The sequence below is a fragment of the Planococcus alkaliphilus genome (genome assembly GCF_057031095.1).
The window spans coordinates 67474-79708 of the sequence record NZ_CM168060.1 but is presented as its reverse complement, the minus strand read 5'-3'; the positions used below and the strand labels follow the sequence as shown (position 1 = coordinate 79708).

Below are 12235 nucleotides of genomic sequence, written 5' to 3'. Positions count from 1 at the left end.
CCTTTCTTTACGCTTGATTGCGTTTGTATATTAAATATAACCCTTTTAACGTCAAAAATGGGTCCACTTTATCGATTATGGCGGATTCGTTGGCAATTAGCGAGGCCATTCCGCCTGTTGCAATTACGGTTGGCTTCTTCCGGCTTTGCGCTTTCATGCGGCTGACAATGCCTTCTGCCTGGCCTACATATCCATAGACGATGCCCGATTGCATGGCGGCCACCGTATTTCGGCCCACGACATGGGACGGCTGAATGATTTCGATGCGCGGCAATTTTGAAGCACGGTCATAGAGAGCTTCTGTTGAAATCCCAATGCCTGGAGCAATGGCGCCTCCCATATACTGCTCCTGTTCATCGATATAGCAGTACGTCGTCGCTGTCCCAAAGTCTACAATGATAAGCGGAGCCGCGTATTCGTGGATGGCAGCCACGGCATTGACAATCCGGTCTGCCCCCACTTCTTTCGGATTATCGTATTTAATATTCAATCCCGTCTTAACGCCCGGACCAACCACTACAGGGGCCAGGTGGAAATACTTTTGACACATCCGCTCCAACGAAAACATAATGGGCGGAACAACTGAAGACATGATAATGCCTTTAATGTCGTTAAACGCCAAACCTGCATCATTCAATAAAGCTTTGATCTGCATGCCGAATTCATCTTCTGTTTTATGGCGGACTGTTTCTAAGCGCCAATGATAAGCAAGTTGCTCTCGCTCATAAATGCCTAAAACAATATTGGTGTTGCCGACATCCATTACTAAAATCATATTTACGTCCCCATTTATCAACAATTTTTCCAACACATCATACCATATTTTTAGACAAATTTGAAAATGCCTCGTTCAAATTCGTTTCCCATTTGAGCGAATGAAAAAAAAGCTGCTTGCCGTCCCCTTTAAAGGATTCAGCAAACAGCTTTTTGATTTCATTTTACTTACGGTCTTCCTGGATTGGTCCGCGCGCTTCGCCTGTTTGGCCTTCTTTTGGCAAATCGCCTGCCGAAGGATCAGAAGGAGCACCGATTGCATCCGGATTTACTTCGTTGTCTTTTTTCAGATTCGGTGTAGTTGAATCATCGCCGAAATCTCCGTTTAACGCTTCATACGAGCGCTCAGGAAGTGTTCCGTGTTCTTTCAAGTGAAGAATTTGAGCCGCATCCAGCGTTTCAACTTCAAGCAATGTAGTCGCAATCAATTCAAGCAACTCTTTCTTTTCAGTCAGAATTTCTTTCGTGCGGATATACTGCTCTTTGATGATGCGTTGGATTTCTTGGTCAATCTCGAAAGCAATTGCATCTGAGTAGTTTTGTTCTGAGTTGAAGTCACGGCCCAAGAAGACGTTTCCGCCTTGCGCCTGACCGAATTGAATCGGCCCAATCTTATCACTCATCCCGTACTCAGTTACCATGCTGCGTGCAATAGCTGTCGCGCGTTGGAAATCATTGTGGGCACCAGTAGAAACTTCACCAAAAATCAAATCTTCCGCTACACGGCCACCAAGCAAGCCGGCAATCTTATCGAGCAATTCCGGTTTCGTCATAAAGTAACGATCTTCTCTTGGAAGCATGACAGCATAGCCGCCTGCTTGTCCACGAGGAACAATGGTTACTTTGTGCACAACATCTGCATCATCCAATGTCAAGCCGACAACGGTATGGCCAGATTCGTGGAAAGCCACGATATTGCGTTCTTTTTTCGAAATGACACGATTCTTTTTAGCAGGTCCCGCAATAACACGGTCAGATGCTTCATCCAGATCGGACATATCGATTTTCAATTTATTGCGTCTTGCAGCAACAAGTGCCGCTTCGTTTAAGAGGTTCTCTAAATCCGCTCCTGAGAAACCAGGTGTACGTTGAGCGATAGCTTTCAAATCAACGTTTTCCTCAAGCGGTTTATTGCGTGCATGAACTTTCAATACTTCTTCGCGGCCTTTTACGTCTGGACGTCCAACCGTAATTTGGCGGTCAAAACGGCCTGGGCGCAGAAGTGCCGGATCCAGGATATCTGGACGGTTAGTCGCTGCAATGATAATGACGCCTTCGTTTGCGCCGAAACCATCCATTTCAACTAGCAATTGGTTCAAAGTTTGTTCGCGCTCATCGTGTCCGCCGCCGAGGCCAGCGCCACGTTGACGCCCTACTGCATCAATTTCATCGATGAAAATGATACAAGGTGAATTCTTTTTCGCATTTTCGAAAAGGTCACGAACTCGGGAAGCCCCGACTCCGACGAACATCTCAACGAAATCCGATCCACTGATTGAGAAGAACGGAACACCCGCTTCTCCGGCAACTGCACGAGCCAAAAGTGTTTTACCAGTACCCGGAGGACCGACAAGCAAGATCCCTTTTGGAATGCGTGCACCGATATCAGCAAATCTGCGTGGATCTTTCAGGAAGTCAACCACTTCCACAAGTTCCTGTTTCTCTTCGTCTGCCCCGGCAACATCCGGGAAGCGGACTTTATGCTTTTGATCGTCATACAGCTTCGCTTTGCTTTTACCGAAGTTCATCACTCGGCCGCCACCGCCGCCTTGTGATTGGTTAAGCAGGAAGAAGAAGAGGATGAAGATGATGATGAAAGGAATGATCCCCGTGAAGAATGAAACCCAACCGCTTGTCTGCGGAGCTTTCAAGTAATTTACTTCAACGCCATCTTGTGCTTTTGCGACAGCATCGATTTCAGCTGTCAATGCTTCGTTTTCCAATGGAATATTGGTAATGAAAGATTCGCCTTCTTCATAGCCGGCCATCTTCCCTGTTACTTCATAAACCATGGCATCTGGCTGAATGGTTACTTCCGTGATTTCGCCACTCTCCAGCGCGTCCAGAAATTCGTTATATCCTATATTTTTAGTCGGTTGGTTACTATTGTTAAATGTTCCCAAGATACCGATAATAACAAGGAAAATCAGTAAATAAAATATGGTGTATCGAAATATCCGATTCATCCTAAGCCTCCTCACAAAGTTTCCCAAAACTATACTAAATACTAACATAGGAACATTTAAGCATACAACGAAAAGCCCTTGCCGTTGCCGACAACTCCAACGTCTGTGACCAACTCTTGACTATTCTTCTTCCCCGCTGTAAACAGAAGGTTTTAGAACACCGATATACGGCAAGTTACGGTATTTTTCAGCGTAATCCAATCCGTATCCGACCACAAATGCATCCGGAACTTCGAATCCGATGTAATCCGCTTTCAAATCCACTTTGCGTCCAGACGGTTTATCAAGCAATGTAACGATTTTAATGGAATTTGCTTTCCGGTATTTAAATAGATCCACCAAATAACTAAGTGTCAATCCACTGTCAATAATATCTTCAATGATGAGAAGATCACGGCCTTCCACACTTGCATTCAAATCTTTGATGATTTTTACTTCACCTGAAGAAACTGTCGCGTTGCCGTAACTTGAAACATCCATGAAATCCATTTCCACATAGCTGTCCATACGCTTCATCAAATCTCCCATAAACGGCATTGCGCCTTTTAATACGCCAATCGCCAAAGGATATTTGTCTGCGTAGTCACGCGCTAAAATAGCACCTAATTCTTTTGCCTTTTCCTGCAAACGTTCTTCAGTAATCAATACTTCTTCAATGTCTTTCTCTAGCATGGTGGACCTCCTATAATCCGCTTTTTGCGATCTTAACATATTGTTCAATTAATACCCAATCGTCTTCCGGCCGCTTTTTGCGGCTAAAAAAACAAGAATGGCGTAAACCTGGCACTAGCAGAACATCACCTTCTGCCGCTGCAATGACTGGCCAATTTTCCCGTTGCAGAGTAGGCACTTTTTCGTCAATCATCAAGCGTGCCACTTTTTTGGGGTGCTCCATTCCAGCAAGCTGGATGCGATCTCCCGGTTTTCGGTTCCTCAACACCATCGATGGCCTTTTCGCGGAATCGAAATACCAATAGGCGGCATGTTCTTCGTTGATTTGGCTGACCGGCACTGCTTTGTAGCGAAAACCATTCATTATTTCAGACCACTCCGTAGATATAGTGGAAATAACTCGTTGTTTCGGTTCAACCGATAAACGCCGGCCGAATAAAACCGTGTCGTACTCGCGAACCATCTGATAATGACCTGGCAAATGCAAAAAAACAGTACCTGACGAACTTCCCATCATTTCTCGGATTTGTTCTGCCAACTGCTTATTAATCGGCACTTCCTGCTCATTATATAGATAATTTAATAGTAGTAGAACCATTCTTTTTTGTAAAGCAAGTGCTTCTCCTGCGAACTTTTCCGCCGATAAAGAAATGCTTTCCTCATCGAAAACAGCTATTTCCTCCAATTTTATGCGGGCAAGCTCTTCGATGAACTGCCGGTCTTCCTGGATCGTTTCCGCAAGTTCTGCGAAATGTTCGGACGCTCGGGGGTTCTCTTTTTTCAAAAGAGGCAAGATGGTATGGCGCACACGATTTCTCGTATAAGCCGTTTCTGCATTGCTGGAGTCTTCCCGATGGTTGATCTTTTCTTCAGCTGCATAGTTTGCCACTTCATCCCTCGTCACAGCGAGCAGCGGACGAACCAATTCACCGACTCCAAAAGGACGGCGCACCGGCATTCCGAAGTTGGCCGTTTCAAGCGTTCCCCGTAGACCCGATAGAAGAATGGTTTCAAGCTGATCGTCTGCATGATGGGCAGTCGCTAATTTATTGGCGCCGCTGGTGTTAAGAATTTCAGCGAAATACGCATAGCGCTGTTCCCGGCAAACTTGCTGTTTGTTGCCGCCTTCCGCCTTTAAGATGGCAGGAATCGGGATGTCCCGGCTAAAACAGCGGATGCCCCATTCCCGGCACAGGCTTTCTGTGAAAATCCGATCCTGCAAAGACTCTTCTCCTCGCAGCATATGATTTACATGTACGGCAGAAAGTCGAATGCCGTAATGCTGTTCGTGGGTTTTCAAGAAATGCAGCAAGACCAATGAATCGATTCCTCCAGAACACCCCACCAATACATGGTCTCCTCGTTCAAGCAAACGATGGCTCTCAATATAATCCATCAATTTCTGATGAAATGTGTTCATGAACCGGCCACCTCTTTTTGTTTCAATTTCAGTGTTCCAATACGCAATCAAATTATTTTCAAGTTGCAATTGACACACCATCTATTCGATAGTATGATATTAAATGTTCGTTTAAACAAGGCGGCGTAGCTCAGCTGGCTAGAGCGTACGGTTCATACCCGTGAGGTCGGGGGTTCGATCCCCTCTGCCGCCATCATTCTTTTTAGAAGCAGCATCCACACCGGATGCTGCTTTTTTTCATGCCAAAAAACCTTCTATTTGCTTGCGGTGATGGGCGTCATGCTCAAGGATGCCAGCAAAATACGCTGCCGGATCCATTTCTCGCTGGCCGATGTGAAAACGGGAATGCCATTTTGCGTCTGCCATGCCTTCAATTTCCTGTACCAACAAGGCACGCTGCTTTTGGGCATGGCCCAGCACTTCCTGGAATTTCATTGAAGCTACCGGTTTTACTGCGGCTTCATTAAATGCATCCACATCCGGCAATCTTTCCACTTCCGCACCTTGCTCCATTTGGGGCAAACGCTGCTCCCTCATAAAACGGTCCCATTCAGCCAAATGCATAATGATTTGGGCAATCGACCATTTCCCTTCAGCAATCGCGGTGTTCGCTTCCGCTTCCGTTTTCACCGAGGTATTCAGTGAGGCTAAAAAAACTTCATAATCATTCATGCCATTAATCAGTTGCGTTTTTTCCATCCTTGCACCCCTCCAGCTTTGTTTTATAAAAAAAACGCTTCCCAATTGAGAAGCGTTTCAGTTTAAATTGTTAAGCTGTATTGAAGCATTTTCCTATGCTATTAAAACAGCTAGCAAGTTAGCCTCTTCTTGCACCGCGGCCACCGCGTTTAGATTCTGTAGCGCGTTTTAAAGAAGTCAAATTGTCTTCGCTTTCTTTTAGGAACTTCGCCATTTTTGTTTCAAAGTTCTCTTTAGGAGCACGCTCAAACGAACGGTTGTTGCTTGGACGTGGACGTTGTGGGCGGTCTGGACGCTGTGGTGCGCCTTCTGGCTGAGGCTTCGCTTTACGAATTGAAAGACCGATTTTTCCATCAGCTTCCACATTCATAACCTTCACTTCTACCATTTCGCCAACTTTAAGATGGTCATTGATGTCTTTAACATAATTGTCAGCGACTTCACTGATATGCACGAGGCCTGTTGCACCGGTTGGAAGCTGAACGAACGCTCCAAAATTTGTAATACCTGTAACTTTACCTTCTAACTTGCTGCCTACTTCAATCGACATAAAAAAAATGCTCCTCCTTAAAAATTAAAATGACACCGACTTGGGCCATAAACTCTTTATAACGGGCACTTGTCCCACTTTTTATTATAACCATCAAAAAAAGAGTGTCAACTGACTACTCTTTTTCATTGGCTTTTTCTTTTGTTTTTTGGTCCTCATTTGGAAGGGTAAAAATGATTTCCCCGTCCTCAGATAAAAAGTATTCTTTACGCGCTAATTTCGCAATATATTCATCATCGTTCAACAACAAAATCTGCTCTTCGAGTTTCTTCTGCTCTTTTTCCGCTTTTTCAAGCGAAGCTAGCGTTTCCGCACGCATTTGCTCTTTTTCAGAAATGGTCTGGGATTGGGCATAAATAGTGGTGCCGATCCAAATGCTCGCCATGAGCACCAAAATGCCGAAAACAGACAGACGTCTGAATAACCGAACTTTATGTGCTTGATGACGCTTTTCTTTCCGTTCAACCGAGCGGACATAGTCATTGCGAATTGAAGCGACTTCGCGATTTTCCGACGGCTTTTCTCTCTTCAAACTCATGACTCTTCCCTCCTCCGACTCACTTTGTTGCCATTATACATGAAAAACCCAGTAATTATAAGGTTTTTTTGCAATTCTTACTACTTTTGAAACATTTCTGGGAAAAAAATTACTTGAGTATTCATTTTAATTAATAAAAATACTGTTGACTTAATTTTTATACATTATATAATAAGAGACATTATTTAAAAATGCTTGATTTAATCTATAAAATTAGTTTTTCTACAAATAACGATTTATAAATATGCATTATTAATGAATAAAGAATGGAGTGAAAGTATGACAGGTTTGTTGACACTTTCGAACGGAATTAGCTTCAAAGGGCAGTGGTACGGCGCTAAAACAACCATTCAAGGCGAAATTGTTTTTTTCACGGGCATGACGGGATACGAAGAAGTATTGACTGACCCTTCCTACAAGGGACAGATCATCGTGTTTTCTTATCCATTAATCGGCCAATACGGCATCCAAAGCCAGCATATTCAATCAGAGAAGATTCAGGCAGCTGGAATTGTCGTAGTGGAGCTATACGAAGGGCCTTTAGAAAAAGGGGCTATTTCCCTCGGTGACTTTGCAGCAAGGGGCCAAGTTCCGATTTTAGCCGGCGTAGACACCCGCTCCATTATTCAGATTGTCCGCGAATACGGGACGATGCAGTCAGAAATGAGCCCATTCACTTCTTCCCTAATTTCGTGGAACCCCATCCAAACCGACTTTTTCCCGGAACACCAACATACAGAAGAAATTACAATATTCGGCGATGGAGACATTCACATCGGGTTAATTGATTTCCATTTTAAATCTTCTATATTAACGGAATTGCTGCAGCGCAAATGCAAAGTCAGCATTCTTCCCTATAATTTGCCGACTGAGAAGCTGGATGCGCTTCAACTGGACGGCTTGCTGTTTTCTAACGGCCCTGGCGACCCCGCTGCCTTAGCCCCACTGTTTCCGGTTTACCGGGACTGGGCAGAACGCTATCCCACTTTCGGGATTTGCCTCGGCCATCAGATTATCGCTTCCGCTTTCGGCGCCCGAACGACGAAATTGCCTTATGGCCATCGCGGCGCCAATCACCCAGTCATCCATACAAAGACGCAGAAAGTGACAATGAGTTCCCAAAATCACAGCTACGTCGTAGAAGATGCAAGCATATCGGAAACGCCGCTTTCCATTCTTTATAAAAACGTCAATGACGGCAGCATCGAAGGATTGAGCCATCCCGAACTTCCGCTGCTGACGGTCCAATTTCATCCGGAAGCAGCGCCAGGACCCGCTGAACATCAAGAACTATTCAGCCAGTTTCTTGCATTAATCCAACAGAAAAAGAAGGTGACCTTACATGCCTAAACAGCCCGCAATCCAAAAAGTACTAGTGATCGGTTCCGGCGCTATTGTCATCGGACAAGCTGCCGAATTCGATTATTCAGGAACTCAAGCCTGCCTTGCCTTGAAAGATGAAGGCATCGAAGTGATTCTCGTCAATAACAACCCGGCCACAATCATGACAGATAAAACCATTTCCCATAAAGTCTATTTCGAACCGCTGACAGTCGACAGCCTTACCCGCATTCTGGAAAAAGAACGGCCCGATGGCTTGCTGGCTACAGTGGGCGGCCAAACCGGATTGAATTTAGCAATGGCTTTATCGGATTCCGGCGTCCTCGCCAAATACGGCGTCTCGCTGCTTGGCACCGATATGGATTCGATCAAGCAAGCAGAAGACCGTGAACAGTTCCGTGCACTGATGAATAAATTGGAACAGCCTGTCCCAAGCAGCGATATCATTTATTCCATTGAAGAAGCATTGAAATTTGCCGATACAGCCGGCTATCCATTGATCGTCCGCCCTGCCTATACTTTGGGCGGTTTTGGCGGCGGCATCGCGGCAGATGAGGCTGCATATGTCTCGCTTGTTGCCCAAGGTTTAAGCGCGAGTCCTATCCAGCAATGCCTGGTAGAAAAAAGCATTGCCGGCTACAAGGAAATTGAATATGAAGTGATGCGCGACCAAAACGGCACCTGCATCACAGTCTGTAATATGGAAAATATGGATCCTGTCGGCGTACATACAGGCGACTCGATTGTAGTGGCTCCGAGCCAGACATTGAATGACCGCGAGTACCATATGCTCCGTACTGCATCGATCAACATTATTGATGCACTCGGGATTGTCGGTGCCTGCAATGTCCAATTCGCCTTGCATCCTGAAACTTCCGCTTATTATTTAATCGAAGTCAATCCCCGGGTCAGCCGTTCTTCGGCACTTGCTTCTAAAGCGACCGGCTACCCGATTGCAAAAATTGCAGCTAAACTGGCGATCGGATACACCTTGGATGAATTGAAAAATCCAGTGACCGGCACTACATTTGCGAGTTTTGAACCTGCACTCGACTATGTCACCGTGAAAATTCCGCGCTGGCCTTTTGATCAATTCCACCAGGCGAACCGCACACTCGGGACGCAGATGAAAGCGACCGGCGAAGTGATGGCCATTGAACGCAGCATGGAAGCCGCTTTCCAAAAAGCGATCCGCTCGCTCGATATGCCGCTCGACGGTTTCCGCTTGCCGGCACTCGCTGAATTGCCGACAGCGACTCTAGAAAAGATGGCCTCAGAACCGGACGACCGCCGGCTCTTCGTGCTGTTCGAATTGCTGATCCGCAATAAAACCGTAAAGCAAGTGCAGGAAATGACGGCAATTGCCCCTTACTTCTTATACGTTTTGAAGCGCATCGTTGATGAATGGCATAAATTGCATTTATTGTCCTGGAACAGTATGACCTATAGCCGCTTAAAGCAAGCGAAAGCGCTCGGTTTCAGCGATAAGCAATTAGCCGATCTGTGGCATGTCTCTCCGGCTGAAATCTGGGGCCAGCGCAAAAGCTGGAGCCTATTCCCTTCTTACCGGGTGATTGATACGTGTGCAGCGGAATTCCGTTCGCAGACCAATTACCTGTATTCCACTTGGAACGGCCAGGCGGACGAACGAAAGTCTACGAAGAAAAAAGTGGCAGTGATCGGGTCAGGCCCTATCCGGATCGGACAAGGCATCGAATTCGATTATTGCTGCGTGCATAGCGTGCTCGCCCTTCAAAAGCATGGCTATGAAGCCATTATGATCAATAACAATCCAGAGACGGTATCCACCGATTACGAAATCGCGGATGCGTTGTATTTTGAACCGATGACGGCTGAAGACATTTTGAATGTGCTCGACTTCGAAGGCATCACGCAAGTCATCGTCCAGTTCGGCGGCCAGACTTCACTGAATGTGGCAGCGGAACTGGAAGAGGCAGGCATCACAATTCTTGGTTCCGAAGTGGATCTATTGGATCAAATGGAAGACCGGGAACGATTTTATGGATTTTTGGAATCGATCGGCCTGCCTGTTATTCCAAGCTTCACGGCTGGGACGCCGGAAGAAGTTCAAGAGTTTGCCGGCATTCTCGGCTATCCGGTCATGCTGCGTCCGTCTTACGTCATCGGCGGCAAAGGCATGACGGTTTTGCATGACGAGCAAGAATTACAACAATGGCTGATGCAAACGGCCATGTCTTACCCTGTGCTCGTGGATCATTTCATTACCGGAAAAGAAGTGGAAGCGGATATTTTATCGGATGGAGAAAATGTTTGGATTTCCGCTGTCTTTGAGCATATTGAAGGCACCGGCGTCCATTCCGGCGACAGCATTTCCATTACGCCGCCAGTTTCCCTGTCTTCCGAAGCACTCGCAAAATTAACAGCGACCGCACGGCATATCGCAGGCAATATGAAATACACGGGTTTATTCAACATCCAGTTTGTTTACGAAGACGATCAATTATTCGTCATGGAAATAAACCCGCGGGCTTCCCGTACTGTGCCGATCAGCTCAAAAGCCACCGACGTCCCGCTTGTGCAATTGGCGACGGCATTGATGCTTGGTGTACCTTTTGAGGAACTCGGCATCGAGGAATTATACAATGGACAACCGGAATATACCGTAAAGGCTCCGGTGTTTTCACATATTAAACTGCCTGGCCTGTCCGCGGTCCTCTCACCTGAAATGATGTCGACGGGAGAAGTCATCGGCAGCAGCCGGGACTCCACTCTCGCGATGCAAAAAGCGCTGGACGGTGCATCTCAGCAACTGGCTTCACTAAAAGGCGGCGGCACCATTTTCATTACCGAAGCCTCGCTTCCGCTGATTGACGAGAAATTCTGGAAAGATCAAAGCTTCGCCTTTCAAACAGAAGCAGTGACGCTGTTTGAAGAGTGGCTGAAAACGGACGATAAGAAAGCGTATATCGATTTAGTCCCTGATCCCGATAAAATCCAGGCAGCTGCAGCTGCTGTCCACCGTCTTCACGTTTGGACGCGCACAGAAACCATCGGTGCTTTTCAAGAACATGTCAAAGCGATCAACGGAAACACGAAAGGAGTGCTTGTACAATGACAACGATTTTGCCCTATGCCCCACAGATTGCCCAAAAACACATGCTTTCGCTAAAAGATTACAGCAGCTCAGAGATTTTGGATTTGCTTGAGCTGGCTGCAGAATTGAAGAAACCAGAAAACAAATACCTGCCTTTATTGGAAGGCAAAGTGCTCGGCATGATTTTCGAAAAATCGTCCACCCGTACACGTGTGTCTTTTGAAGCCGGCATGCTGCAGCTCGGCGGCCATGCGATGCATCTCAGCACACGGGACATCCAGATGGGGCGCGGCGAAACGATTTCAGATACCGCACAAGTCTTATCCGGCTATCTCGATGGCATCATGATCCGGACATTTGACCAGGCAACGGTCCAGGAAATGGCGGACCATAGTTCGGTGCCGGTCATCAATGGATTAACAGATGATTTTCATCCTTGCCAAGTGCTTGCCGACCTACTGACGATCCAAGAACATTTCGGCAGCTGTGCAGGAAAGAAAATGGCTTATATCGGCGATGCCAATAATATGGCGAATTCACTGATGATCGGCGCGGCTAAAGTCGGAATGGACATCTCCATCGCGTCTCCTGCCACTTATGCACCGAAATCTGAAATGGTTGAACTAGCTCAAACGATTGCACTGCAAACTGGGGCAACCATACAGATTACAATCGATCCCGTCGAGGCAGTCAAAGGCTGCGACGTGATTTATACGGATGTCTGGGCGAGCATGGGCCAGGAAGCGGAAGCGCTGGAGCGTCTGGAACATTTCCAGGGGTATCAAGTGAACGAAGAACTGGCAGCGCATGCGAACCCGGATTATATCTTTATGCATTGCCTTCCTGCCCACCGCGAAGAAGAAGTATCGACCGCGGTTCTTGAAGGCCCGCACTCAGTCGTTTTCCAGGAAGCCGAAAACCGCTTGCATGCACAGAAAGCCTTGCTTGTTGCCTTAATGGCCGATTAATAAACACAAAA

10 protein-coding genes and 1 tRNA gene are annotated in these 12235 nt (G+C 46.5%); 4 read left to right on the top strand and 7 right to left on the bottom strand.

Annotated features, from left to right (window positions below; all coding sequences use genetic code 11):
• Positions 1-7: 7 nt before the first annotated feature.
• From AC2EXB_RS00350 to tilS, 4 genes are all read right to left on the bottom strand, one after another.
• A complete protein-coding gene (locus AC2EXB_RS00350; RefSeq protein WP_483602949.1) occupies positions 8-775 on the bottom strand; it encodes a type III pantothenate kinase in 768 nt (255 codons plus the stop codon).
• A gap of 163 nt (positions 776-938) precedes the next feature.
• A complete protein-coding gene (gene ftsH, locus AC2EXB_RS00345; RefSeq protein ID WP_235197779.1) occupies positions 939-2960 on the bottom strand; it encodes an ATP-dependent zinc metalloprotease FtsH in 2022 nt (673 codons plus the stop codon).
• Positions 2961-3080: 120 nt separating this feature from the next.
• A complete protein-coding gene (gene hpt, locus AC2EXB_RS00340) occupies positions 3081-3632 on the bottom strand; it encodes a hypoxanthine phosphoribosyltransferase (RefSeq protein ID WP_235197778.1) in 552 nt (183 codons plus the stop codon).
• Between the two features lie 10 nt (positions 3633-3642).
• Positions 3643-5052, bottom strand: a complete 1410-nt coding sequence (gene tilS / locus AC2EXB_RS00335) for a tRNA lysidine(34) synthetase TilS (protein ID WP_483602947.1) — start codon at positions 5050-5052, stop codon at positions 3643-3645.
• 119 nt (positions 5053-5171) lie between these two features.
• Between tilS and AC2EXB_RS00330 the strand changes: the two genes are divergently transcribed.
• Positions 5172-5245, top strand: a tRNA-Met gene (locus AC2EXB_RS00330).
• Between the two features lie 44 nt (positions 5246-5289).
• Here AC2EXB_RS00330 and AC2EXB_RS00325 read toward each other — a convergent pair.
• The 3 genes from AC2EXB_RS00325 to AC2EXB_RS00315 all read right to left on the bottom strand — a co-directional run bounded on the left by AC2EXB_RS00325 (position 5290) and on the right by AC2EXB_RS00315 (position 6839).
• Positions 5290-5751 (bottom strand): DinB family protein, encoded by a 462-nt coding sequence (locus AC2EXB_RS00325; protein WP_483602945.1) that lies wholly within the window; start codon positions 5749-5751, stop codon positions 5290-5292.
• A 118-nt stretch (positions 5752-5869) separates the two neighbouring features.
• A complete protein-coding gene (locus AC2EXB_RS00320) occupies positions 5870-6301 on the bottom strand; it encodes a S1 domain-containing RNA-binding protein (protein WP_235197775.1) in 432 nt (143 codons plus the stop codon).
• Between the two features lie 115 nt (positions 6302-6416).
• Complete coding sequence (locus tag AC2EXB_RS00315; RefSeq protein WP_483602943.1) at positions 6417-6839, bottom strand: FtsB family cell division protein; 423 nt, start codon at positions 6837-6839, stop codon at positions 6417-6419.
• 279 nt (positions 6840-7118) lie between these two features.
• Between AC2EXB_RS00315 and AC2EXB_RS00310 the strand changes: the two genes are divergently transcribed.
• From AC2EXB_RS00310 to argF, 3 genes are read left to right on the top strand one after another with little or no spacing between them, the layout of a single operon-like run.
• The gene (locus AC2EXB_RS00310) at positions 7119-8189 is read left to right on the top strand and encodes a carbamoyl phosphate synthase small subunit (protein WP_483602941.1); all 1071 of its coding nucleotides are present in this window, start codon (positions 7119-7121) and stop codon (positions 8187-8189) included.
• On the top strand, positions 8182-11277 hold the full coding sequence (gene carB, locus AC2EXB_RS00305) for a carbamoyl-phosphate synthase (glutamine-hydrolyzing) large subunit (RefSeq protein ID WP_483602939.1): 3096 nt from the start codon (positions 8182-8184) through the stop codon (positions 11275-11277). Before AC2EXB_RS00310 ends, carB begins: the two co-directional genes overlap by 8 nt.
• Positions 11274-12224, top strand: a complete 951-nt coding sequence (argF, locus tag AC2EXB_RS00300) for an ornithine carbamoyltransferase (RefSeq protein WP_483602937.1) — start codon at positions 11274-11276, stop codon at positions 12222-12224. The genes carB and argF overlap by 4 nt, the downstream gene beginning before the upstream one ends.
• Positions 12225-12235 lie beyond the last annotated feature (11 nt).

Coding starts and splice junctions, on each gene's coding strand:
- AC2EXB_RS00350 (WP_483602949.1), bottom strand. CDS start 775: ATGATTTTAGTAATGGATGTCGGCAACACCAATATTGTTTTAGGCATT.
- ftsH (WP_235197779.1), bottom strand. CDS start 2,960: ATGAATCGGATATTTCGATACACCATATTTTATTTACTGATTTTCCTT.
- hpt (WP_235197778.1), bottom strand. CDS start 3,632: ATGCTAGAGAAAGACATTGAAGAAGTATTGATTACTGAAGAACGTTTG.
- tilS (WP_483602947.1), bottom strand. CDS start 5,052: ATGAACACATTTCATCAGAAATTGATGGATTATATTGAGAGCCATCGT.
- AC2EXB_RS00325 (WP_483602945.1), bottom strand. CDS start 5,751: ATGGAAAAAACGCAACTGATTAATGGCATGAATGATTATGAAGTTTTT.
- AC2EXB_RS00320 (WP_235197775.1), bottom strand. CDS start 6,301: ATGTCGATTGAAGTAGGCAGCAAGTTAGAAGGTAAAGTTACAGGTATT.
- AC2EXB_RS00315 (WP_483602943.1), bottom strand. CDS start 6,839: ATGAGTTTGAAGAGAGAAAAGCCGTCGGAAAATCGCGAAGTCGCTTCA.
- AC2EXB_RS00310 (WP_483602941.1), top strand. CDS start 7,119: ATGACAGGTTTGTTGACACTTTCGAACGGAATTAGCTTCAAAGGGCAG.
- carB (WP_483602939.1), top strand. CDS start 8,182: ATGCCTAAACAGCCCGCAATCCAAAAAGTACTAGTGATCGGTTCCGGC.
- argF (WP_483602937.1), top strand. CDS start 11,274: ATGACAACGATTTTGCCCTATGCCCCACAGATTGCCCAAAAACACATG.